Annotated in this window: 14 protein-coding genes; all 14 read right to left on the reverse strand. The window is 46.6% G+C overall.

Annotated features, from left to right (window positions below; all coding sequences use genetic code 11):
* Positions 1 to 496: 496 nt before the first annotated feature.
* On the reverse strand, positions 497 to 1,708 hold the full coding sequence (locus T538_RS0106395; protein ID WP_031532709.1) for an anaerobic sulfatase-maturation protein: 1,212 nt from the start codon (positions 1,706 to 1,708) through the stop codon (positions 497 to 499).
* A gap of 4 nt (positions 1,709 to 1,712) precedes the next feature.
* Entirely contained in the window at positions 1,713 to 3,170 is a 1,458-nt protein-coding gene (locus tag T538_RS0106400) for a sulfatase-like hydrolase/transferase (RefSeq protein ID WP_369794977.1), read from the reverse strand.
* Positions 3,171 to 3,264: 94 nt separating this feature from the next.
* Positions 3,265 to 4,890: a RagB/SusD family nutrient uptake outer membrane protein gene (locus T538_RS0106405; protein ID WP_031532707.1), complete on the reverse strand. Its 1,626-nt coding sequence runs from the start codon at positions 4,888 to 4,890 to the stop codon at positions 3,265 to 3,267.
* A gap of 20 nt (positions 4,891 to 4,910) precedes the next feature.
* Positions 4,911 to 8,054: a SusC/RagA family TonB-linked outer membrane protein gene (locus tag T538_RS17070; protein ID WP_081834886.1), complete on the reverse strand. Its 3,144-nt coding sequence runs from the start codon at positions 8,052 to 8,054 to the stop codon at positions 4,911 to 4,913.
* A gap of 283 nt (positions 8,055 to 8,337) precedes the next feature.
* The gene (locus T538_RS0106415; protein WP_051655923.1) at positions 8,338 to 9,999 is read right to left on the reverse strand and encodes an arylsulfatase; all 1,662 of its coding nucleotides are present in this window, start codon (positions 9,997 to 9,999) and stop codon (positions 8,338 to 8,340) included.
* A gap of 14 nt (positions 10,000 to 10,013) precedes the next feature.
* Positions 10,014 to 11,999, reverse strand: a complete 1,986-nt coding sequence (locus T538_RS0106420; protein WP_031532705.1) for an alkyl/aryl-sulfatase — start codon at positions 11,997 to 11,999, stop codon at positions 10,014 to 10,016.
* Between the two features lie 28 nt (positions 12,000 to 12,027).
* Positions 12,028 to 13,518 (reverse strand): RagB/SusD family nutrient uptake outer membrane protein, encoded by a 1,491-nt coding sequence (locus T538_RS0106425; RefSeq protein ID WP_031532704.1) that lies wholly within the window; start codon positions 13,516 to 13,518, stop codon positions 12,028 to 12,030.
* Between the two features lie 12 nt (positions 13,519 to 13,530).
* Positions 13,531 to 16,581 carry a SusC/RagA family TonB-linked outer membrane protein gene (locus T538_RS0106430; RefSeq protein WP_051655924.1) on the reverse strand — a complete coding sequence of 1,017 codons (3,051 nt, stop codon included), beginning with the start codon at positions 16,579 to 16,581 and terminating at the stop codon, positions 13,531 to 13,533.
* Positions 16,582 to 16,649: 68 nt separating this feature from the next.
* Positions 16,650 to 17,561 (reverse strand): hypothetical protein, encoded by a 912-nt coding sequence (locus T538_RS0106435; protein WP_031540923.1) that lies wholly within the window; start codon positions 17,559 to 17,561, stop codon positions 16,650 to 16,652.
* A 449-nt stretch (positions 17,562 to 18,010) separates the two neighbouring features.
* A complete protein-coding gene (locus T538_RS0106440) occupies positions 18,011 to 19,093 on the reverse strand; it encodes a hypothetical protein (protein WP_031532701.1) in 1,083 nt (360 codons plus the stop codon).
* Between the two features lie 755 nt (positions 19,094 to 19,848).
* Entirely contained in the window at positions 19,849 to 20,523 is a 675-nt protein-coding gene (locus tag T538_RS0106445; protein WP_031532700.1) for an ABC transporter ATP-binding protein, read from the reverse strand.
* A 39-nt stretch (positions 20,524 to 20,562) separates the two neighbouring features.
* Complete coding sequence (locus T538_RS0106450; protein ID WP_031532699.1) at positions 20,563 to 22,914, reverse strand: ABC transporter permease; 2,352 nt, start codon at positions 22,912 to 22,914, stop codon at positions 20,563 to 20,565.
* A gap of 15 nt (positions 22,915 to 22,929) precedes the next feature.
* Entirely contained in the window at positions 22,930 to 23,235 is a 306-nt protein-coding gene (locus T538_RS0106455) for a hypothetical protein (RefSeq protein ID WP_031532698.1), read from the reverse strand.
* Between the two features lie 134 nt (positions 23,236 to 23,369).
* Positions 23,370 to 25,721 carry an ABC transporter permease gene (locus tag T538_RS0106460; protein ID WP_031532697.1) on the reverse strand — a complete coding sequence of 784 codons (2,352 nt, stop codon included), beginning with the start codon at positions 25,719 to 25,721 and terminating at the stop codon, positions 23,370 to 23,372.
* Positions 25,722 to 25,727 lie beyond the last annotated feature (6 nt).

Genomic DNA, 25,727 nt, shown 5'->3' on the forward strand with positions numbered 1-25,727 from the left:
GATTCAAGGGATTCGTCAACCCTTACAGAATCAGAACAACGAATTACTTCTTTATACTCGTCATTATCTGACGCCACCTTTTTCCAAGAAATAACAACATACGGTTTCTTGTAGTGATAATGTCCGTACACATTATCGCTGAAACGTCCTACAAAATCAGCAGAACAAATATTCGCAACAACTTCAGTATTCGATTAGAAACTCAGATTCATATATTGGCATGAGTTGTAATAGCCACGAAATTCCCTTCCGCACAATTCATTTTTGTTGTAATACTTGCAAAAATAAACGCATGCAGCAATCAATACCAAGGCGGAAACGAATACTATTTTCTTCATATCAGATACTCTATTTATAAATCCATGGCAAAAGTAAGGATTTTTAAGAAAGACCATGCTATATCAAACATAAAAAAACGCCTTGAATGTCTACCGACAGCCAAGGCGCATAGAGAACTGTTCAACAGTTAAAACTGAGATTTGTCTCACTTTTGTTTTTATCGATTTTTCAACATTATGTTTGACGGTGGTCGCTGTGCATCGAGTTCCGCCTTCATGAAATCCATGTCGGCTGCAACATGCTCGAAGAACTTGCGGTAGCCGGCACAGAGATAGTTGTGCCCCAGCTCGCCGTAGACATCACGTACAAAACGATTCTTTGGGCACTCGCCGTGGCAGGCAAACAAGAATCGGCACTCACGGCATTGGCGCGTAAGAGTTCCGGTTTTCAGTTTTCCGAAGTTGCGCTGACGGTCGCTGTACATCAAGCCCGTGAGCGTTTGCTGGCGTATGTTGCCCAAACGATATTCGGGATAGACAAAGTGGTCGCACGAATAGACATCGCCGTTAAACTCCATCACGGCGGCATGGCCACATTCGCCTGACATTGAGCAAACGCCAGGAGGCACACCTGCCCAGTTTGCCAAAGTTGCATCGAACAACTGTATGAAAATCTCGCCAACATCCTGCTTAACCCATTCGTCATAGAGCGTACACAGGAAATTGCCCCACTGCTCAGGCGTAACGGAGAAATCGGTCACCTCGCCGCCCTCCTGCATTCCGGGAGCAAGCGTAAGTCCGTCGGCACGTTTTACAATACGTTCGACCACTGGTGTAAACTGAATGTAGCGGCATCCCAAATCCTTGAAGAAATGATAGAACTCCTTCGGATAATCGGCATTGAAATCGTTTATCACCGCCAGAGCGTTCCACTCCACTCCGTGTTTCTGCAAAAGGCGGATGCCCTTCATCACCTCGTGCCACGAAGGCTTTCCGGAGCGCGTGCGGCGATATTCGTCGTGAAACTCTTGCGGACCGTCAATAGATACACCGACCAAGAAATTATTCTCCTTGAAGAACTCGCACCATTCATCGGTCAGCATCGTACCGTTAGTTTGGATACAGTTGTCAATCTGCCGTCCGTAGGCATAGCGTTTCTGCAATTCGAGCGCATGCTTGTAGAATGAGATGGGGCGCATGAGCGTTTCGCCGCCGTGCCATGTAAAGAGAACCTGCGGCATGGTCTGAGCCTCGATATACTGTTTGATGAACTCCTCAAGAAGTGCATCGCTGATAACCTTCGACTTGTCGAGCGGATAAAGCTTCTGCTTTTCGAGATAGTAACAATATTTGCAGGCGAGGTTGCAGAGGCTGCCCGCAGGTTTCAACATTACATAGAGCGGTTTACTAAATGGGGCTATCGTACTCATTATTCTATTTTTTGTGTTTCTTGCCAGACCTGGCAGGTTTGTCAAATTCTCCCGGCAGCGGATAGTTGGCTGAAGGCTTGTGCATTTTACGCATCACCTCGTCAAACTGTTTCACCAACTTTGGATTCTCGCTTGCGAGATTGTGCTGCTCATAAGGATCTTCCGTAATATTATAAAGTTCGAGCGGCGCATCACTCTTCACCGTCACACATTTCCACTTGCCATATCGTAGAGCGCGCTGCTTGCCGGGGAACTCCCAGTACAGATATCTGCTGTCTGTATCGATATTTTCTCCGAAGAACAAAGGCGAAATGTCGATGCCGTCGGTATCGTGAATCACGGCATCGCTACTTCCCGTCAAGGCCGCCAGCGTAGGCATGAAGTCTGGGAAATAAACCAGATTGTTAATCTGTCTGGCAGGAACTCGTCCCGGCTGATTAACAATGAGAGGCACCCTGATGCCACCCTCGTATAGTTGTCCCTTGCGTCCCTTCAGTCCAGCACCGCAGTTCAGGTCCTTCAGCGGAGCCATCACAGCCGCACCATTGTCGGAGGCAAAGATAATCAGAGTATTCTCACGCAGTCCAAGATTATCGAGCGTACCAAGAAGGCGGCCTATATTATAGTCCATGTGCGTAACCAAGGCTGCATAGCGTTTGGTGTTCACCGACCACTCGCCATGCTCATCGTACCACGACGTGTCGTCTATGTTATACGGTTCGTGAGGTGCATCGTAGCCAAGGAAAAGGAAGAACGGATTGTCTTTGTTGCGGTGAATGAAGGCTATGGCATCATCGGTAGAAATTTCACTATTGTGCCGCACATGCGCATCGTGTTCATTCTCGCGGATATTTATCAGACTGTCGCCATGAAAACGGTAATACGGATAATAATAAGGAGAATTGCTATGCACCGTGGCAATGGTCCAACCGTAGAATTCGTCGAAGCCGCGATGATTTGGAGACGAGCCCGGGTCGTAGCCGTCGAGATGCCACTTGTTTACCAGACACGTTCTGTAGCCTGCCGTGCCGATTACCGTGGCGATGGTAGTATCTTCGGGCAGAAGATTTGCACGATGCACAATAATTGTATCGCCACGCGGATTTATCTTCAGTCCCTCGATGCCGCCGGCATAGCAGAAGTTGTCTCTGATGCGAGTGCTTCCGCTGTTCTTGCCTGTCATCAGCGAACAGCGCGACGGCGAACTGATGCCACTACCGGCATAGGCCTGCGTGAAACTGGTGCCCGTGCGTGCCAGCCTGTCGATATTTGGAGTCTGAATATATTCGTTGCCATAGCATGCAAGATCGCCGTAGCCCATGTCATCGGCCAAGATGAAGATGATGTTCGGGCGCTCTGGCGTAGCATTCTGCTTTTGTTTGTCTGCGGTCTTTGCATCGACCGACTGCGACATCAACGCACTCGCAGTCAGCAACAGATTTCTAAACCGATTTGAAAGTATCATATCTGTTTTTAAGTCAATATACTATTTGAGCGGCAAAGGTATGAAAAACTTTGCCGCTCATCAATACCACATCTATGGTATTACTTGTTTTTTAATACAAATCGTTCTGCTGCCAGTTTGGATTCAACTGAATCTGGCTGTAAGGAATCGGGAAGAGTACGGCAGTCTGCTGACCGCTCCACTTCCATTTGACGGGAGTGCCGCTGACACTCTGCTCGTTCTCCACGGTCAGACCGTTGTCAGAGACCTGCAGCGTAGCCGACAAACCCTGTGTACGGTGGGCAAAGTGCGCCTCCATTACCGATGTTATGCGGCCTGTGCGAACCAAGTCGAACCATCGGTGTCCTTCGAAATTAAGTTCAAGCAATCGCTCGTTCTCTATTGCCAGAGCCAACTGTTCTGTGCCGGCAACATCTGCCACACCTGCTCTGCGGCGCACCTGATTAAGATATGCGAGAGCCTCATCGGCACGACCTGTCGAATTCAAGACTTCGGCATACTCAAGCAAGACATCAGCATAGCGGAAGATGATGTTGTCATTGCTGCTTCGGTCTGTCGTCAGCCCCTGATTGGCAAAATCGTAATACTTCAGCGTGATGGGCATATAGGCATAGCCTTCGGGAGTGGTATCGACCTCGTCAGTCTGGCGTGAGAGAGAGCCGTTGTCGTAGATGCCGTTGTAACTCAGTTGCTGATAACGTTTGTCGGCCTTGTCGGCACGCAGGGCATTGAAAAGTTCCCATGTCATCAGCAAAGTGCTGTTGCCAACCGATGTCTTGATGGTAGAAGCCGTTCCGTCGGGATAGACATAACTTGGCTGACTCTGTGGCACTCCGGCCGGAATGGTTGCCTTCATCAGCGGATTGTTTATCACCGTTGAACCGTTATTGAACTGTGCGGCAAAAATCACTTCCTTGCCTATCGCATTGTCCGATGCGTAGATTTGCGAAGGGTCGTCCTCCAATCCTAGCAAATCAGGATTAGCCTGAGAAAAGTCTATGATGCGTTTCAGAGCCGACTCGGCACCGCTATATTCGCCTTGCGTTAGCAGAGCCTTGCCTTGGAGAGCCAATGCTGCTATGCTTGTTGCACGTCCGGTTTCCGAAGCATTCTTTATCTGCTGCGGCAACAGTTCCACAGCCCTCGCCACATCGGCATCAATCTGTGCATAGACCTTATCTACCGGACTGCGGTCGTAATCGTAGAGCGACGCGTAGTTGGTCACAACCGATGTGGTAAGCGGCACGGCACCGAAGAGTCTTACCAGATTAAAGTAGGCATAGGCTCTGAAGAAGAGAGCCTCGCCCTCGTATCGGCTGCGGTTCTGCTCGCTCACCTGACTGAGATGCTCCAGCACATTGTTTGAGCGGTTTATTATCTTGTAACTGTCGCTCCACACTTCATCCGTAAGACCAAGCGTTGCATTCCATGTCGAAAGATTAAGCGATATGTGGTCGTTCGAATTGTTCTTCTGCCAGTCGTATGCCTCGTCGGTGGCCAGACTATTGATGTAAATGAGATTCTGGCTCACTGTGCGCAAGTAATAATAGTTGTCGAGAAGTACGTTCTGCACCTCCTCATCGTTTGTAAGATAAGTCTCAATCTGCATCGAATCTGTCGGAAACAGATTGAAGTTGTCGTTTCCGCACGATGCCGCCATTAAGCCTGTGGCTACGGCAATGGATGCGCAGAGCGATTTATTTATTATCCTGTTCATATATATTTGTCCTCCTTTGTTTAAAAGTTTAGATTAAGTCCGAAAGTGATGACGCGCGATGGCGGATAACTTCCGAAGTCAACACCGTTGTTTGTGGCTGAGTTGCCCTTATAGTTGGCCTCGACAGAATAGCCCGAATAGTTGTCGAATGTCCAAAGATTCTGCACGTTTACACTTGCTCTCAAACTGTTGATGCCGATGAAACCGCTCCACTTCCGAGGCAGAGTATAGCCCAGCGACAGGCTGCGGATGCGCAGGAAACTTGCAGAATAGAGGTAGCGGGTACTTGGACCGATATTTGTGCCAAGGTTGTTTGTTCCGGCAACATGCGACAGACCGTTTCCCGGATTATCGGCCGAACGCCAGCGGTTCAGACCAGACTCTGCCAGCACATTATCGTCCCAGCGGTTCAGGGTATAGGCGCGTGCTGCTGCATTGATAACTTTTCCGCCTACCTGTCCGTCTATGGTCAGAGACAAATCTATGTTCTTATACTGCACGTTGTTACTCCATCCATAAGTAAAATCAGGCTGATAGTTTCCAACAAGTTGATAGTCGTCGGTATTGATGACGCCGTCATCGTTCACATCCTCAAAAATCAAGTCGCCGATGCCCTGAGAGCCATTCTTTGCATAAGTGTTGAGGTCTTCCTCGGTATTGAAAGTTCCGATAACCTTCAGCATGTACATATCGCCCATCGGACGGCCTACATAGTTACGAATCACATTTGCCCACTTGGTTCCGGCCTTCTCGCTGCTCAACTGCTTCTGATTATCGGCCAGCGACAGAATTTTGTTGTTGTTCTTCGACCAGTTTATCTGTGTATGCCACTTCCAGTCCTTGCTGTCGATAATCTTCACGCCAAGCGAAATTTCCGCTCCTTTATTCTCAACCTCGCCGGCATTCATATTTATGCTGCCAGAGATTCCGTTGAAATTAGGAATCGCAGCCTTCATCACTACATCGCTACGGCGCTGATACCAGTCGAACGTAAGCGTTACGCGCTTCAGCACTTCAAAGTCGAGGCCTAAGTCTGCCTGTCGGTTTTTCTCCCAGCCCAGTTGAGTGTTCGAATATCCGGCAGGATAGTACGACGGCAAGGTTGTTGTGCCAAACACCACCTGATGGTTTGAGGCAAGCGATGAAATCCACGCATAATTATTGCCAATCTGGTCATTACCCGTCACGCCATAACTTGCGCGCACTTTCAGGGCATTGAGCCATTCAACATCTTTCAGAAAGCGTTCCTGCTTGGCGTTCCATGCACCCGAAACGGAGTAGAACCAGCCTGCCCTCTTGTCAGGACCGAACTTGCTTGAACGGTCGCGGCGGATAGATGCCGACAGATTGTAACGGCCGTCATAGTCGTAAATAAGACGGCTGAAAATGGCATCGAACGAATATTCTGAATTTGAAGACGAGCCTGTCCAAAGAGTTGCGCCGTTCACATTGGTTATATTGGTATTGCCGTATGCCACCGGATTGCTCGAATCGGTACGGTCGTCCTGACGCACGCTGAAGCCGCTGTTGTGCTCCAAGTCGTATCCGGCCACCACGTTGAAGTGATGCTTGCCGTCAATCTGGAAGTTATAGTTTGCCGTTGTCGACCAGTAGATGTTGTATCCATAGCCGGCAATACGGTAGGCATCAATTGAGTTAAGATCGGGAGTTGACTTGTTGCCTATCAGATTGCTGCCCAAGAGATAAGCCGACTGATAATAGTCGTGTCGCGAAGAATTGGTTGTAAGGTTTACCGTTGAGCGCACCGACAATCCCTCCAATGGCTCAACCTGCAGATATGCGCTGGTAAGCGTGCGGAATCCTTTCGTGTCATCGTTGTTCTCCAGAAGATTTGACACAGGATTGTATATCTTGTTGTTCAATCCATAGTCTGGCTGACCATCTTTGCCGCTATAGTGCTGAGCCACCTGCGTATAATCGCCGTTAGGCTGATATACAGGCAATATCGGCGCGTATGTGAGAGCCTCGGCAATGATTCCCGAAACGTTCTCGGTATTTCCGCCCGAAGGCTGCTGCGAGCGACGGCTTGTATAACTTGACGAGAAAGACGCACCTATCTTGACATAGTTGCTAAGACGGGCCTCGAAGCCTCCCTTCAGATTAACACGCTTATAGAAAGAATTAAGCAGAATACCGTCCTCATCCTGATAATTGGCCGAGAAATTGTACTTCACAACCTCCGTGCCACCGCTAACCGAGGCATTGACTCTGAAATTAGAGGCATTGCGGAAAATTGCCTTCTGCCAGTCGGTATCGGGATAGTTGCCACTATCGCGCAGTTTTATCAAATCGGGATAGTTGCCGATGGTTCCGTTGTTGGTACGCGCCTCAATAACCATATCGAGAAATTCAGAGGCATTAAGCACATCGACATAGCGTTCTACCTGACTGATACCAAACTGAGTAGAAAGTTGTACGCGTGGCTTGCCCAGTCTGCCCTGCTTTGTAGTAACGATTATGACACCGTTTCCTGCCTTCGAACCATATATGGCCGACGAAGCAGCATCCTTCAAAATCTGGATATTCTCGATATCGTTCTGATTCAGGCTGTTGAACAATTCGCTGTCGGTGGTAGGATAGCCATCAATAACATATAGCGGATCATTGCCGCTGTTGATAGAGCCTGCTCCACGAATACGGATGGCAGGTGCAGTTCCGGGGGCACCGCTAACCTGTTGCAGCGAGATGCCCGATGACAATCCGGCAAGAGCCTGCGTAAGGGTTGAGGTTGGCAGACTTACAATCTGGTCGCCGTTAACAGAACTGATGGCTGTAGAAATGTCACCGCGACGCTGTGTGCCATAGCCTATCACCACCACCTCGTCGGTGAAATGGCTTATTTCTTCCAAACGTACTTCTACCGACTCTGCATTGTCGTAGACTTCAACATCGAGGTCACGATAGCCCACGTAATCGAAATGAAGCGTCAATGGAAAATTCTTCTGTACCGACAGACTGAACTTTCCGTCAAGATCGGTTGCTGCTCCCTGCGTATCATTCTTAACGGTGACCGAAGCACCAATCAGCGGGTCGCCCGTTATGGCATCGACCACGCGACCTTTTATTTCCTTTTGGGCATAGGCCGCGACTGTTGTAAGCAAAAGGGCTGCCTGCAACAATAAATGTTTCAATAAAATCCTCATAAAAAAACAATCTTTTTAAAATAATTCAATTTATTAGTTTGTACAATTCTTTTTGTTTGTAATATTGTGTAGTTAATGCTTGCTTTACGCTTATCAAATAGGGGGAGATTTGTGTTATCCAGAATGATCGGTCCCTGCTCGACTTTCACTCAAGAAGCAAGACGGAACTGATCATAACTGGAAATACACATTACAGACAATAAAGTCGAATAACAACGAGACTGAAAAGGACTTTATCAGCCTCGTTGTTACTATAAAACATATAGACGGAGTTTCTTGTTTTTTACCATCTGAAATGTGGCCACTCCGAAGGATAAGGGTTCTTTACGTTGTTCTTCTTTGCCCAGTCTTCGAACTTCTTCTTGAGCGATGCCACAATTTCGGGATGCTCGGCAGCCACGTTGTAGTTTTCGGCGCGGTCGTTCTCTATGTCGTACAGTTCGTCGCCAAGTTTAGGGTCGGCATGAACATACTTCCACTTGCCTTCGCGCACCGCCTGATTGCCTGCCCACTCCCAGAAGAGAGGCGCACCGCGGTTTACAACATCGGACTTTCCTGTAAGAACAGACACAAGGCTCTTTCCTGCCAGCGGAAGAATGGCGTTTCCGTTCTGCTTCTTCGGATATTTAGCCTTTGCAAGTTCGTAGAATGTTGGGGCTACGTCGATGATGTGACCAATGCCATCGACAATTCTGCCGCCCTTAATCTGCGAAGGATACCAAGCAATGAACGGTGCAGAGATTCCGCCCTCGTAAGGCGTTGACTTATAGTTGCGGAATGGCGAATCGCCAGCCTGCGACCAGTTACTGTTCTGTGTATGATAAGAACCCGGAGTTCCAACCTCGCCAGTTGCTATCTGACCGCCCAGACCGCGTTCTGCGCCACCCTGCGCTCCATTGTCGGAAATAAAGAAGATGATTGTGTTCTGGTCGCGACCAACCTCCTTTAGTTTTGCAAGCACACGACCGATTTCTTGGTCTACTCTATCCACCATCGCTGCATAAACTTCCTGACGCTTTGCCCAGAATGCCTTTTCGATGACAGACAGTTTATTCCACGGATTTACGAGGTCGTCGTGCTTTGTAAGTTCCTGATTTGCACTAACAACGCCTATTTTCTTGGCATTCTCGTAACGAAGGGTACGGAGCGAATCCCATCCGCCATCATAAACGCCTTTGTACTTTGCGATATCCTCTGGCAAAGCCTGAAGTGGCCAATGAGGAGCATTGAACGCCAGATAGAGGAAGAACGGATTGTCGCTCTTGGCTGCATCGCCAATGAACTCTACGGCATGATTGCCTATTTCCTGAGTAAGATACTTGCCCTGCTCAAGTTTGTAAGGCTGCCCGTCCTTGAAGAGTTTAACATCGCGGAAGCCTCTGCTGCGCTCGTTCTTATCGGTTTTAGCACCCTGCGGAGGAGCATAATAAAGGCTCGCACCGCCAAGGAATCCGAAGAAATGGTCGAAACCGCGCTCCCACGGGCGCTGACCTTCGTGCGCTCCTACATGCCACTTGCCCGAAAGCAATGTTGTGTAGCCGGCATTGTGAAGAACCTCGCCAAAGGTTGCCACGTCGCTGCGCAAGTGATCGCCGTAATGAGGGTCGCCCAAATCGCGCTCAAAGAAACCCATTCCGGCATTATGCTGAAACTGACCTGTGATGAGCGATGCACGCGTTGGCGCACTTATCGAGTTGTTGTAAAACTGACGGAAGCGGACACCCTCGCTCGCAAGTCTGTCGAGGTTAGGAGTCTGAATATCCGATGCTCCGTAACAACCAAGGTCTGAAAATCCAAGGTCGTCGACCATGATGAATATAATGTTTGGACGGGTGTCCTTCTGTGCTGCGGCCTGAGCATTGGCAACGCTTTGCGAAGCCAGAGGAAACATACTAGCCGCAAAAGTTGCAAATTTGGCGGTTTGGACATTTATAACTTTTCCCATTTTGTATTGATTTTTTAGGGTTCGATAATATTAAATCCATAATTAGCTTGCTCCAGCAATGAAAGCAGAGTTTTAATTGCAGTATCATCACCTGTCAGGCTGATTTTACCATTATTCTGCAAATCGTCCAGCGTAGTCAGCTTAGAGAAAAGGTCGTAAAGTGATTTTTTATCGGTCTTTATCGTTCCCTGAGCTTTTTTCAACTGATAGTCAGGACGGTTTGTAAGAGCTCCGTTCTTTAGGATAAGAGCAATTTTTTCGTCTGTATCTGTAATCTCTATGTTGAGATTGATATCCTGACTGTCATTCTTATATCCGTTGATACGTGTGGCTATTACATCGAAAAACAAAGTTGGAGTAATCGTAAGATTGCTTCGTCCCCCTCTACCACCAAACTGCAGACTATTCTTTTCTGATTTTTCAAGCAACTCTTTAGCTCCTGTCAGATAGAAATTACGATAAGGCGCACTCTCTGCCTGATATGCTAACTGTGAATATGTTTTGGCAAGGAGCTGTCGCGCCTCCTTATTTGTCGGCTCGGCAAACACCAGCTTGTTGAGCAGCGATGCGGCCCATCGATAATTACCATTCTTATATGCCTTATTGGCTATCTTCAGAACTGCACCGGCACCGCCAATGGCCTCAACATAGTTTTTACCCTCAACTTCAGGCTCCAGCGGGTCAAGGTTTACCGGATTGCCATCATAGAAGCCGAAATAGAGTTCATACTGCGAACGAGCGTTGAAGGATGCAGAACCATAATATTCGCGGTCGGCCGTATAGTTACTGATTGCCAAAGGAAGTTTGATACGGTTAGAAATCTCGTTTGGAGTGAATCCCTGATTTGCAAGATAGAGCGTGTGGTCGTGGATGAAACGGTACAGGTCGCGCTGTTTTTCCCACAGCTCAATCACCTTGTCATTACCCCAGACTGGCCAGTGATGCGAGCCGAGAGATACATCCACTTTATCACCATACTCCAACAACACATTATCTATGTATTTGCTCCAGGCCAAACCATTACGGATTTTAGCACCTCGTGGTGTCAGCAAGTTGTGAAGAGTATGGTTTATATCCTCGGCTTGCTGCAATGCCTTGTACTGTGGTATGTATATCAACATCTCTGACGGAGCCTCAGAATTAAGAGCCAAATGGAATTCCAGCTGAAGTCCGTCTATAGTCAATGTCTCATGGTCTTTTGTAACCTCATACGTTGCAGGCAACAAAGCAGAGCCTGCAGCATTGATATGAAGTCCGTTTCCCAGTCCGGCTCCCACAGTTCCTCGTTCATCTCTCTTCAATGATCCTCCGAACATATAGCTTGCGCGGCGGCCCATAGGAATACCAGCAAGTACATTCTCCTGAACAGAGTTAATAAAGAAGTCTTTAGGCGCAATGATAGGTATACTGTCGCCTTTGTTGACTACATGTTTCAGTATTCCGTTAATACCACCGTAGTGGTCACCATGTGAATGAGTGATTATAATGGCACGGACAGGAAAGTCACCGACATGCTTCTTAACCAGTTCAAAACCGGCAGCAGTGCCATGTTCGTTTGTTCCGGCATCTATTACAATATAGCCGTTATCCGTACGTACAAATGTGACATTGGCTAAATCATAGCCCCTCACCTGCCAAATCTTGCCGGGAACCACCTCAAAAAGGCCATGAATACTATTCAGCTGCGACTGTCGCCAAAGAGCGGGATTGACTGTAGCTGGCGCTTCCTTGTTGAGAAAATCCCATGAATCGAGAGTAATAAGGTCGCGACCATTTACTTTCGGATTTGTCTTTTCATCATAGCGGGCGATGAAACCGCGGTTGGCATTCTCGAAATCTTCACGGCCGAAAGTGGCTACCACCTTGGCTATCGAATCGTTGAAAGCACGAGTGTAGCTAGATGCCTCGGTCTGCGAGCTAAACGGCTGGGATTTTAATTGTTGCGCCGTGGCCTGTAGCGAAGCGGCTATTGCAATAGATAAGATTATATTTTTTTTCATGTAAGTGCACATTTAAATAATTTTACTTTTAGTAATTCTCCCAATCAGGATTCTGCTTGAGATTTGGATTCAAATCCAATTCACGCTGTGGTATAGGGAGATGTATGTGACGTGGAGCTGCAGCACTCTTGCCTGCGGCCTGTACTTTCTGAACGAAATATTCGGCCCCACGGCGTGAAAGATCGAACCAACGGTTATATTCGTAGGCAAACTCCTTGCGACGCTCTTCAAACACAAATTCACGAAATTCATCTTTCGTTGCATTTGGAGCTTCATCCTGCAAAAGAGTTATTCCGGCACGGCTGCGCACACGATCGATGGCGGCGTATGCCTCGGTGGTCGGACCGTTAAGTTCGTTCAGAGCCTCGGCATAGATCAACAACACCTCAGAAAAACGAATAACAGGGATATTGCGAGATGAGTTATTCTGGCTACCGACACTACTTGGATCGTAATATTTATTCAAGTGCGGTTCTGACAGTTTGTACAGTTGGCCATTTGTCGGGCTAACCATTTCGGTGACGAAGGTAACAGGCAGGCGCTTGTCATTTTTTGCAAAACTCTCATAGAGATTACTGTTTACATTGTAAGCATCGTAATGCTGTCCGTTGACACCAGGCACCTCAAATGTAGCTTCAGATGTTGCCAACATATGGTTCAGTCCAGTAGAATACCCCTTGAACTGGATTGAGAAAATATGTTCCTTACCATTTTTGGTAGCGGCATCAAAAACATCATTATAGTCTTCGAAGAGTTCATACCATTGAGAGTCGATGATTTCTTTCGCCTTATCAGCAGCCAGTTGCCACTGATTTCGCGTTAGATATACTTTTGCCAAAATTGCCTTCGCAGAACCTGCAGTAGCACGGCCAGCCTCACTTGATGCATAATCTGATGGCTTTGGCAGATTTTCTGCATCCTTCAAGTCTTTGATTATCTGTTCATACACCTCATCTTCTGAAGCCTGACTGACGTTGAGTGTCTCAGAGTTCAGAGTTGTTGTCTCATGCAACTGCAAAGGAACGTACTTGAACCATCTCACTAAGTTAAAATAAGCAAGAGCACGGAGAAACTTCGCTTCGTTAATATATTGTTCGCGCTTAGCAGGAGCTATGTTTCCATCAGGAATCAGGGCGATACGGTCAATAGCGATGTTTGCATAGTTAATTAACTGGTAGTGATCCTGCCAAATGGACTGCATACGGTCGTTTGAAGCATCGTGTGCCAAGCGCGACAAAGCCTGAACATTGGCATTGAAGGCACGAGGACCTGCAATAAAGTCATCGGTCGTGGTTTCGGTGGCCAATTGTATGCCGCGGTTATACATTGACTGTCCGTCATTTCCGCGCACCAGTCCTGCGTATATAGCATAAACCGCAGTCTGGGCATCGCTTTCGTTTTTGTAGAACTGGTCAGAGACCTGGGTTGATTGCGGATCTTCCTCAAGTGATGTGCAGGATGATGCCAAGAGCAAGGCAGCAGCAACAAAGATATATTTGAACTGAAAATTTGTCTTCATCTTGTCTACAGTTTAAAAATTAATGTTTACACCAAAGTTGAATGTTTTTGCCGAAGGATATGCACCAGAATCTGTGCCGGCCGTAATAGAGTTGCCGACTGAAGTAACCTCTGGATCATAGCCAGAATATCCTGTTAAAGTGAGCAGATTGCTAGCTGTTGCATATAGGCGCAGACCTGAAATGCCAATTTTGTTGACAATGGCATTAGGGAAGGTATAGCCAAGGGTAATATTCTTCAGACGCACATAGGTGCCATCTTCAACAAACTCAGTAGAGAATACTGCAGCCGGATCAGAATATTTTGCTCGTGAAACAGTCTGACTTGGATTGCCTTCTGTCCAGCGGTCTGCAGCATCCTTAATGGCATTCTGAGCACCAGTAAAGAGCGACAGTCTTACCTTATTTATATTGGCAATATCATTACCTACAGATCCGTTAATGAAGAAGCTCAAATCGAAGTTCTTGTAAGTAAACTTATTGTTAAGTCCAAAACTAAAATCTGGCTCAGCATTACCGATTGAAGCCCTGTCTTCGGCATTGGTGAATTTTCCGTCCTCATTGATATCACGGTAAATACGGTCACCAGGGATGGCCGACTGATTGTAAGTATAAGCACCTTTCGTTGACTCCTCACCAGATTGGAGTACTCCATCGTAAATAGCACCATAGAATGTTCCGAGAGGCTCTCCTTCCTTTATAATATAGCTGCTATAATAATCGCCGGTGATGTAGGCAGAAGAACTTCCACCGAGATTTACCACCTTGTTGCGATTGAGCGAGAGATTACCTGAAGCATCCCACTTCAGTTTGCCATCAAGGATGCGGGCATTAACCGCAAACTCAAAACCTTGGTTAAGCACAGAACCAAAGTTCTGCAATGAGGTGCTGTAACCAGATGTGTACGGAATAGACACTTGGAGAAGCAAATCCTTTGTTTTCTTGTGATAATAGTCAAGTGTAACATTCAGGCGATTGTTAAAGAATCCGAAATCCAAACCGGCATCAAACTGATATGTGGTTTCCCATCCTAGTTCATCATTGGCGATGCTGGTTGGGTAGAATCCAACCACTACCTGATCGGCAAATGTATAATAGCGTGTTGACAACGTTGAGAGTGACTGATAATTACCTATTTCCTGATTACCGGTAACACCATAGCTGAGACGCGCCTTCAAGTCGCTGACAATCTTTGTGTATGGTTTGAAGAACTTCTCATTGCCAACATTCCAAGAATAGCCTACAGATGGGAATGTTCCCCACTTACGGTTCTTTCCAAAACGTGAACTGCCATCGCGACGTAAACTTAAAGTCAAACCGTGGCGGTCAGCATAGTTGTAGTTTACGCGTCCGATATAAGAGATTAACGAATGGCTTGCCGCATTTGATGATGGCTGAGAAGTGACAGAGCCACTGCCCAAATTATTATATGTCAAAGCATCTGTTACGAAATCTCTGGCACCAGCGCTAAACGATTCGGTATTAGTCTCTTGCTGAGTCAAACCAATGAGAAAATCCAAGTGATGCACTTTCTTCAGCGAAACCGCATAAGTTAGTGTATTCTCGTTAAGCCATGAACTTATATCCGTCTGTCGAAGGCTGGCTGTACCATTGCTTCCTACACCTTCGTAAAGATATGAAGGAATATAGCTATACGACTTGCTGGCTGTTACGTCTGTTCCAGCCAATACCTTCAGCTTTAGATTTTTAATAAACTCGTATTCCCCAAAAGCCGTACCGAGCAATCGATAGTTGCGCTGCTTGTTTGTTTGTTCATTAATTGAGGCTATCGGATTTGAAAGCGACAAGTTGAACGGATTCTGGAACGTATAGTTTCCATTCTCATCATATATAGTAGCTGTGGCAGGTGTCTGAATCAATGCAAATGTTGCATCTGATGGGCCCGACTTAGTATTGGTCTTACTTGCTGTAACATTAAGACCGACATTAAGTTTTTTCGAAATTTTGCTATCCCAATTGAAACGTCCACTAAAACGGTCGAAACCTGTATTAATAAGGATACCGTCCTGTTTGTAAAAGTTTCCAGAAACAACATAGCGTGTTTTCTCAGAACCACCGGAAACAGAAACTTGGTGATTGGTTATCAATGCACTTCTATAACCGGCATCCTGCCAGTCTGTGCCTTCGCCGATGGCATCAATTTCTTCTTGTGAAAGATACTGGTACTTGCCACCCTCAGGCTTGCCGTCGTAGAGAGCCTCGTTATACAATTCTGCAAATTCGCGGCCGTTAAGCACATCATATTTTTTGCGCAAAGTCTGCCAACCAATGCTTCCGTCATAAGAAACTTTTGTTTTTTCGTTAGTCTTTGCTCGCTTTGTCTTGATGATGATAACACCGTTAGCACCGCGCGATCCGTAAATGGCTGTAGCTGATGCATCTTTCAACACTGTGATTGATTCGATATCGCCAGGATTGATGGCAGAAAGCGGGTCGTTAGTTCCAGAAAGACGGTCATTGTAGATTGGGAAGTCATCAATGACATAAAGCGGTTCATTCCCACCTTCCACCGAACTTCCTCCACGGATTCGAAGACTGACGCCTGCACCTGGCTGTCCACTGGTTGGCGTAGCCTGAAGACCTGGGGTTGAGCCATCGAGCAAGCTGTTGAATGATGCTCCTGTTCCCTTAGTAATTTCTGAAACATTGACAGATGTTACAGATCCGGATAGAGAACTACGCTTCTGTTGTCCGTATCCCACAACCACGACTTCGTCAATCAGACGGAAGTTTTCGCGAAGCTGGATATCTATCGGATCGGAATTATCGTACACATCCACGTCAAGACCGCGGTATCCCACAAACTCGATGTGCAGCGCAAGCGGAAATTCTTTTTTTGTAGATAATGTGAACTTGCCTTCAAGATCGGTAGATGCGCCCTCTGCCTCCTTGTCGGTCTTTACTATAACGTATGCTCCAATGAGCGGGTCGCCCGATACGGCATCGGTTACGCGACCGGTAATAACATTCTGTGCTGTAGCCGATGCTACGGTTACAAGCATAAAAAGGGCTTGCAACAGTATTTGCTGCAGTGTTTTCTTCATATAAACAATCTTTAAAAACTTATTCTATCCGTAAAAATCTTCTGGAAAAAATTCTCTCTTACAGAACTTTATTTCTGTGCAGTAAGAAGTTTCTTAGTTAGTTTGCCCGTTTCGGCAGCGAGTTGCTTGTCGTCTATGTTAAGAAATCCGAACTCGTGGTTGTAATCCTTTCCAACGGTTACAACCCATGTAAGAAAGCCGTTCAGAATCTCATCGTCGGTGGTACCTACACTCAAGCCGATAGACTGTACAGGTATTCCGTCAACACTCTCGCTTTCGAGCAAGGCAATGAGTCCGTCAACGGTTGTCTCGTCGTTAAGAATCTGTGCCTGCTGCTTCTTTACGTCGAGCGGAATAATTGAGACATCGCTCTTTAGTTTGCGGCTACCAAGGTCGTAGAGGTTGTAGAGGGCATTGAACGAGATGCCTTCCTTGTCGCGGTTGATGGCTGTGGTTAGAAATACGTCATCGCCCGAAATCTTCTTGCCGTTGAGGTTGGCAACGCTCTGCCCGAAATAAGAAGCAAAGGCGTTTGAAAGGCAATGGGCATGGCTGCACGAGTAGGCAACGAGTCCGTGTTTGTGCTTCTCTTCCAGACTCTCCTCAATATCGTCTGAGACGAAGAACAGTTCGCGCAACTTCTTCTTTGAAAGTTTATGATGTGCGAAATACTGAGCCGCCTCGCCCTGACGTGCCGTAACTGGCAGAATGGCATACTGGCCGAACCAGATGGTGTGGTCGTCGTTATCGTCTTTGAAAACGGAGAAGTTTATATCAGCCTTTGTGCCCGGAGCAGCAACAACAATATGCATTCGTGAATCTACCTTGTTATATTCTGTAATCCACTTCTCTACCAGCCCCTTTGCAAAGCGCGGAGCCCTGATAGAATATATGCCTTCGCTTACCTGTTGCGCCCACACGCTTGTTGTTGTCAGCAGTATTAGTGCCACAAGGGTTAATAGATTTGAATTCTTCATCATATTACACTGTATTTATTAAACTTTAAATCACAGTGCAAAAGTACGGTGTTTGTGCAAGTCTCACAATCTCATTATGTTGGCATTTTAAATACCATGAATGTGGTATGTTTTTCGGCTTTTCGTAATATGATTTGGCTATCTGCTGCCCAAACGAGACACGAATCCGAATATAAATTCAGAATTTATAGATAATTCAGAATTCATAATGAAGATGGAAGAAAACGGTTATGACGAAATTTGCCACACCATTCAACCGATTTAACCGCTCGAACTTTGTTCGCTTGCTACCGAATGGACGCAAGAATTCCCACCGCTGAAAAAATCCGTAACGCACAAGTACCGCATCCTTACATAACATCTTGTCGCTGAGCGACAATGCGAGTTGCAAACTCGCGTTTATTGATGCTGCCGAATTGCAAATTCGGCAGAACCAAGGAGGGGGCTTGTTGCTAATCTTTTACATCCTCGAAGATGTGAAGTCTGTCGCCATTGTCGTGAACACAGATATACCCTGTATCAAAGAACTGTACGGCATAATGGTTTGTAATGCCATATCCTTTGCTTCTTTCTTTTGGGGTGAACATTCTGGTTGAAAACTCTATTTGTTTCGTCTCCGTATTGAATATAAAGAAACATGTTGGAGTGTCGTCTTCTTCCATAATACATAAATATATCAAATATTTAGCATACGGATTATTTGCCAAAAGATAATGAACTTTTTCGTCTATATCTTTTTCAAATATTTCCTTTGGATAATATTTGTCTACTATATTTAATGTTCCAGAATCAATTACCGAAACACAACCATACACATTCATAACCTGTCCGTTTTCCTGATTCAAGAAAACTTCATTTACATGCAAAACGCAATGCTCGTGGTTGGTATCTTCCTTAGACTTTGAAAATGCCTTGAGAAGTTCGCCTGTGTTTACATCAATGGCAAGGAGGATATCATGCCAATCGACACTTGATTTTACCCAAAGTTTACCACCACAGACACCTTCAAGTACAAAGCCAAGATCTATAGTTACATTAAAGTCTGGCTCGTAGTTATGCTGCCACAAAATGCTGCCGTCCCAGTCGTAGCGTGTAATGATATTGTCTCCGTTTGAGAAAATCATATCATTGAATACAAAACGAAGACCAAGATAATCTTCTTTAAAAATCACCTTGCCTGTTTCTATATCTACAAGATTATTATAGTCATTGTAGTTCACCCCATCACGCATGTATGTGTTCAAATAACGTTTGTTTGTATTGCCGGTCATAGACAATGTTTTCTTCACTATATTAAGAAGTTCACCATCTTTTGTATACAACATAGCATCATACAAGCTAGCACCATCATCAACCTGAACGACAACTTTGTCGTCATAACTTCGAATATAACCAGCCCTCCTTATCGGAATTTCCTTGCCACTGATATAGAGAATAGAATTATCGTCCTTATCGGTAGTGGCATACACTCCATATCTGGCATCAAAACTGTAAAAATGCCTTACGGTTTTTACAACTTTCGTTTCTTTCCACATAGTCTTATCTTTAATCTGTTGTCTCGTCAAAGCACTCAAAATTCAAAAAGAATCGACAATAGACACAGCAATTTTGAATTTATCATAGTTAATTTCCGTTTGCAAAAATATGGATTATTTGTCAATTATGAATTGTTAATTCCGGATTTGTCAACTCCCATTGATAAAATTCCATCCTCTTCAACTCTTGGATTTTCAACTTTCCCATAACCTACATTGGACGAACCTTTCGTCTTGCTATCCCCTTACTATCCCCTTACTATCCCCTTACTATCCCCTTGCTACCCCCTTACTACCCCCTTACTATCGACTTACTTCACTTCACCATAACTACCCATCACCTAATCTGACTATACCCTACATATAGATAACATATAGCTAACATATAGATGACATACAGATAACATATAGATGACATACAGATAACATATAGCTTACATATACCCTACATATACCTTCCCTATACCTTGCATATACTCTGCATATACCTTGGACGTACCTTGCTACTAGCATATACTAAACGGACAATTTCTGGCGAAATTGTCCGTTATAAATCCTTAGCAGTGAATTATGAATTCTGAATTTTGAATTATTCATTGTCAATTGTCAACTGTGAATTGTCAATTCTGAATTCCAGCCTTTTTCAATTTTCTCTAAGTTTCAACTCTCTTTTTCTAATTCACAGCGCGAAAAAAAGCGAGGCAAACAAATCACTTTGTCCGCCTCGCAAAATCAAGTATAAGTTATTTCAATTTTCAGAGTCTTACCTCAGGAACCACCTGTCCGTCGAGTAGACTGATGGTGCGCTGTGCATATCCGGCATCGCGCTCAGAGTGCGTAACCATAACGATGGTTGTTCCCTCTTGGTTAAGTTCGGTAAGGAGCTGCATAACCTCCAGTCCGTTCTTTGAGTCGAGGTTACCCGTTGGCTCATCGGCAAGAATCAGTTTTGGGTTCATAACCACTGCACGGGCAATGGCAACGCGTTGCTGCTGTCCGCCCGACAGTTGCTGCGGAAAATGATGTGCACGGTGACTTATAGCCATTCGGCGCAACACCTCGTCGACACGCTGCTTGCGCTCTTTCTTTGGAACGCCGAGATAAGTGAGCGGAAGCTCCACGTTCTCCTCAACGTTAAGTTCGTCTATAAGATTGAAGCTCTGGAAGATGAAGCCTATCTGACCTTTTCTGACCTTGGTGCGCTGGCTCTCTTTTAGCGAGCCTACCTCCTGACCGTCGAGCAGATACTGTCCGCTGGTAGGATTGTCGAGCAACCCGAGGATATTAAGCAATGTTGACTTTCCACAGCCCGAAGGCCCCATGATTGCAACAAACTCGCCTTTCTTAACTTCGAGCGATACGCCGCCCAACGCTACGGTTTCCACCTCTTCTGTGCGGAAAACCTTCTGAATGTTTTCTAACTGTATCATAAGATTATTCGATTATTTTACAAATTATTATTTCACTATTTATTCGTTCTTGAGATAATCAACAGGATTGCCAACTGCCACACGATAGCAGCCTATGCAAACCACCGAGAGGATAACCGCCACTACTGCCAGAGCGCAGAGCACGAAGAGTATTGGCGACAGAACAGCCTTCTCGCAGAACTGCTCTAACCATAAGCACGACACATACCAGCCACCAACGGCACCGACAACAACAGCCGGCAAAGCCAAGCGCAGAATATCGCGGATAAAGAGCCGCAGCACGTCGACGATTTGGGCACCATTCACCTTGCGGACGGCAATCTCCTTCTGTCGGCGTGCCATCTCGCCAGCAAGATAACCAACAAGTCCAATAAGGGCGATAATCAACGCCACCAGCCCACCTATCATCACGGTACTGCGGAAACGCTGCGCATCGGTGTAGAGCTGCGTCATCAGCATGGTATATGGACGTATGGTTATATCGGGATTATCGGGAATGAGTTCGTGCAAGCGTTTGTTGGCGGCATCGAGCGCATCCATATCGTTGAAACGTACGGTGATATGGTGGGCGTGCTTCATACTACGGTCGTAGAAGCAGATGCTTGGACGAGTATCGGGATTAGTGATACTGCCTATGCGCGGATCGTCGAACACTCCAACGATGGTGTAAGGTCCGCTGTAAGACGTGCAGATGACCTGCTTGCCAACAGCCTGATCCCAGCCAGCCAGTTGCTTCATCTTCTCCTCAAACTTACGACTAACCATCGCCTCGCGCATGGTGTCGGTCTGCTCGGTAAACGTGCGACCGGCAATCACGGGGATGCCCATCACGTCGAAGTAGCCGTCGCCCACATCAAACAGGTCGGCAACATTCATGTACTCTTTGACATCGCCGGGCAGGAGGATATTATCGCCACTCTGTCTCTCGGGCAAGTAGGCATAAGATGTTGTAATTCCTTTAACACCCGACATTTTCTTGAGTTCGGAAACAACAAGTCGTGTCTGCGGCAGCGAGAGCTCACGGGTATCTAAATCTGCCAAGGTAGAATAGTCGTAACCGGGATTATCGTTCACCATAAGCTGATACTGGCGACCTACCACCAGCAACAGAACGAAAAGAAAAGTTGCCGAAGCAAACTGCAAGCCTAACAACATCATCTTCCACGAACGGTGAGAATGATTGTAATGCTTAAAGGCAGCGGTCATAGGAATGTGGGTGTAAGCCCAGCCCGGAATCACTCCTGTGATAATAAACACCACCAAACAGGTAAGGGCGATGAACCATATATTATTGCCTGTAGTAAGAATAACCAAGAGAGGCATACCTGTGAGTTCATTGATGGTATCTTGGAAGATGAACAGCAATATGCCTGCCAGCACCAATGACAGCAGCAGATGAACAACACTCTCGACCATCACGCGACCGTAGATGTTATGAGCCTCAGCGCCATAGCAACGGTGCACAGCCATCTCGCGAGCCCTTAGACTGATGCCACCAACCACCAGCAACAGATAGTTCATAACGGCACAGCCAATAAGCACCACAGCCAGCAACGATACAATCCATATCATACGGCGTGTAGCATCGTCATGGGTGTGATCGTCTGCCAACGGGCGCAGAGAGTAGTCAAAATCAATACCTGCCTTTTTCAGTTCTTCTACAGGCAGATTGTCGTGTTTCATCTTCTGAATCTGCTGTTTCAGGTCGTCGGGGGTGATGCCTTTGGCAAGACGCACATAGCCCAAATAGCGGTCGTTACCCACCCAGTTTTCGCGACCATCCCAATTTACCTGCGGAAGTGTTGACATTGATACCAGTACCTCCAAGTCGTGAAGTCGGCTGTTAAGCGGAATATCCTCGTAGATGCCGCCTATTGTCAATGCCAAATTGCCACGTTTGTTGTAATAAACCTTCTTACCAACCACATCGCCACCCATTTTCTCTGCCATAGACTGAGGAATCATGCAGTAGTTAGACTGACTGAGTACCTTCTTTGGATTGCCTGCCAGAATACGGAAGGGAAACACATCGAAGAAGCAACTGTCGGCAAAGAAGAAATTGGTGCGAATGCGCTTGTCGTCTTCGGTAACCAGTGGCAAGTCCCAGCCAAAGCCCGTGTAACGCGTGGCTGCCTCAATCTGCGGGCAGTAGCGTTTCATACCGTGGGCAACAGCACCCGATACCTGTGCGAAATGCTGATACTCGCCATCGCGAATCACATCTTCGTAAACCACATAGATGCGGTTGCTCGTATCAAAGTACTTATCCCACGACTGCTCAAAACCAGCCTTTCCTATCAATACAATACCGGTAGCCAGACCAACTGCCAGACAAAGAATCTTTATCCAATTGTGCTGACCACGCTGATTGAGAGATTTTAATACGTTCATATTCGAAACTTTCTGTTAATCGTTTTTTATCAGTACCCCCACGGAAAGGAGTACCATGACGAATGGTGAGGCGCAGGCTGCCGCAAGCATCCACGGATTCAGCGGAATGCGACAACGTAGGTAATGCTGATATTCGCCATCGCTAACCACCTTCTCGTAAAGCACACAGACATGGTTGCTCGTACCAAGGAACTTATCCAACGATTGCTCAAAGCCTGTCTTGCCTATCCATGCAATACCAATAGCCAGACCTACCGCCAGACAAAGAATATTAATCCAGTTGTGCCGACCACGCTGATTGAGAGATTGTAACGCCTTCATAATTTGATATGTTTTTATTTATGCTGCAAGAATACGGTTATTTACCTATATCTGCAAACTTTTTGCATGAGCCTGAGGCTGTATGTCTAAACTTTATACAATTCTGTGTATGATTTTTTTACACTCGCCGTCTGTTACTCTGTCTTTATGCTCTCTACAGGGTTAGTGCGCACGGCTTTTACAATCTGTATTCCTACGGAGAGAACAGCCACTACGAGGGCGAACGTGCAGGTTGCCGCAAACATCCACGGACTAAGCGCAATGCGATAACTGAAGTTTGACAGCCAATCGTTCATGATGTACCACGACAGCGGAACGGCGATGACAAACGAGACAAGCAGCGGCGCGCAGAACGTGCGCAGCATAAGCAGCATTACCTCGTGCGATGTGCCGCCCATAATCTTGCGGATAGCAATCTCCTTCTGTCGCTGACGGATGAAGAAGAGCGACATGCCGATATAACCCAGGATAGAAATCACGATGGCGATGATGGTGAAGAGCGAGATGATCTTCAACGTGTTACGTTGGTCAGAGAAGGTCTCGGCCACACTCTCCTCGAGCGACTGCACATTCCACTCAAGATCAGCCTCAGGCACCCCTTGTTCCCTCATCATGTTGAGGAAAGCCGCCTTGGCTTGCTTGTCGCCATTGGTCTTCACCAAGTACGAAGGATAGTTGAACGAATCCTTGAATTGGATGACAAAAGGTTCTACACCGTTCAACACATTGGTACGATGAATATCGAAAAGCACACCTGCGATAGGCTTATTCCAGACAGTCTGTGTGGTGGTGTCCGTATATTCCATTTGGCGCATAGCTTCTTCCGTCAGATAGTAGCCGTCGCTGGTCTGTCCATAGTCTTTCTTTTTCTTAAGCCCATAAAGGTCGCAGGCCGTTTTGTCAAGGTCTAACAAGAAGAGGGTGATGGATTTATCGTTGCGCGTCACACTTGTCATGCTACAGCTACCAATAGGCAACGTGGTATTCTCGAACCTACCTATCTTCTCTACAAAAGGCATCTTCTCCAAAAGATTTCTCACAGTTTGATGTTTGCCATCGGGAGCGTTGATAACAAACAGATTCTCTGTGTTGTAGCCCAGCGGCGCATGAACGAGATGATTCAGTTGCAACCAGATGACAAGTGCCGATGTAAGCATCACCACGGTTACCACATTCTGCAGAATGATAAAAATCTTGCCCAACACCATCTTGGAGCGATAACGGAAACTGCCCTTGACAATGTCGATAGGTTGGAAGCGCGAGAGCTGCCACGAAGGCATGATGCCTGAGATGACGCCCACCAACAGGATGAAAGCGATGCAGACACTGACGGTACCCAGACTGATGTCACCATAGAGGTCGATCTTGCCCTTGAACAATTCTACAGCATCATCCTGGAAGACGAAAGCCAGCGCCAGACCGACGACAAACGAGATGGCTACCATCAGGGTTGATTCGGCAATCAGTTTCAGTGAGATATCGTTCTGACTGCTACCAAAGAGTTTGCGGGTGGCCATCTCCTTGGCACGGAAGCCTGTGTTGGCAACCGTCAGGTTGATGTAGTTGCTGATGGCAAAGAAGAGGATGGCCAGCACGGCAGCCAACAGGATGCGAAGTCGCGACTTATCACCCTTCTGCATGCCCACTCCATCATTCTGTGGTGCAAACATAATGTCTTTGAGTGTCGTGAAAGTCAGTTTTTTAGCCTCCCACTTACCATAGTAATTCTTATCCAGATAATCGGCAATAACAGACTTCTTGCTATCGAGATTGGTGCCTGGGTGCAGCATGAAGAATACCTTACTAGCACCATTGGGACCATAGGTCGCTGTGTAATTCTCGAGCAGATAGCCCATCACCTGCGGATAGCGCTGCATGCTCACGATAATCTGCGTCTCGTTAGGCAGTACGGTATGATCAAAGTCCTTTGCAATCGCACTAACGGTATAGACCAGCGTACTGTCGTAAGGGTCGTCGTGCCCGATACGCACGTGGCGCTCACCAGTAATCAGAATTGATTCACCCATAGGGTTCTTATCGCCAAACAAGCGCTTGGCCAGTCGCTCGGTGATGACACACTTATCGGGCTTGTCAAGCGCTGTACGCCTGTTGCCCTGCACGAGTTCATAGTCGAAGAAATGAAAGAAAGTGGAGTCAACCATCATAATGGTGCTCTTGTCGTCGCCATCCTCCACCACGCGGTCGCCATTTTTGATTTTTCCACTCTGACTCATCACACAGCAAGTCTGCTCCACCTCAGGGCACATCGCCTTGATATCGGCGGCAGCCTGAGGCCACATAAAGAAGAGCACCTCGCTACCAATCAGGCAGATGCGGTCGGCATTCTTGTGCCAACGGTCAATGCTGTACTGCCGCCAAGCATAGTCGCCCATCAGAATAATGAACATTAGCGAAACCACAAGCCCCGCAACGTTTATGAGCGTGTAAAGTTTGTTTCTCGACAGAAATCTTAAATAACTTTTCATATTCTT

The sequence above is a fragment of the Bacteroides sp. Ga6A2 genome (assembly GCF_000702225.1).
GTDB lineage: Bacteria > Bacteroidota > Bacteroidia > Bacteroidales > Bacteroidaceae > Ga6A1.

Coding starts and splice junctions, on each gene's coding strand:
- T538_RS0106445 (WP_031532700.1), bottom strand. CDS start 20,523: ATGATACAGTTAGAAAACATTCAGAAGGTTTTCCGCACAGAAGAGGTG.
- T538_RS0106425 (WP_031532704.1), bottom strand. CDS start 13,518: ATGAAGACAAATTTTCAGTTCAAATATATCTTTGTTGCTGCTGCCTTG.
- T538_RS0106455 (WP_031532698.1), bottom strand. CDS start 23,235: ATGAAGGCGTTACAATCTCTCAATCAGCGTGGTCGGCACAACTGGATT.
- T538_RS0106430 (WP_051655924.1), bottom strand. CDS start 16,581: ATGAAGAAAACACTGCAGCAAATACTGTTGCAAGCCCTTTTTATGCTT.
- T538_RS0106415 (WP_051655923.1), bottom strand. CDS start 9,999: ATGGGAAAAGTTATAAATGTCCAAACCGCCAAATTTGCAACTTTTGCG.
- T538_RS0106405 (WP_031532707.1), bottom strand. CDS start 4,890: ATGAACAGGATAATAAATAAATCGCTCTGCGCATCCATTGCCGTAGCC.
- T538_RS0106435 (WP_031540923.1), bottom strand. CDS start 17,561: ATGATGAAGAATTCAAATCTATTAACCCTTGTGGCACTAATACTGCTG.
- T538_RS0106440 (WP_031532701.1), bottom strand. CDS start 19,093: ATGTGGAAAGAAACGAAAGTTGTAAAAACCGTAAGGCATTTTTACAGT.
- T538_RS17070 (WP_081834886.1), bottom strand. CDS start 8,054: ATGAGGATTTTATTGAAACATTTATTGTTGCAGGCAGCCCTTTTGCTT.
- T538_RS0106450 (WP_031532699.1), bottom strand. CDS start 22,914: ATGAACGTATTAAAATCTCTCAATCAGCGTGGTCAGCACAATTGGATA.
- T538_RS0106460 (WP_031532697.1), bottom strand. CDS start 25,721: ATGAAAAGTTATTTAAGATTTCTGTCGAGAAACAAACTTTACACGCTC.
- T538_RS0106420 (WP_031532705.1), bottom strand. CDS start 11,999: ATGAAAAAAAATATAATCTTATCTATTGCAATAGCCGCTTCGCTACAG.
- T538_RS0106395 (WP_031532709.1), bottom strand. CDS start 1,708: ATGAGTACGATAGCCCCATTTAGTAAACCGCTCTATGTAATGTTGAAA.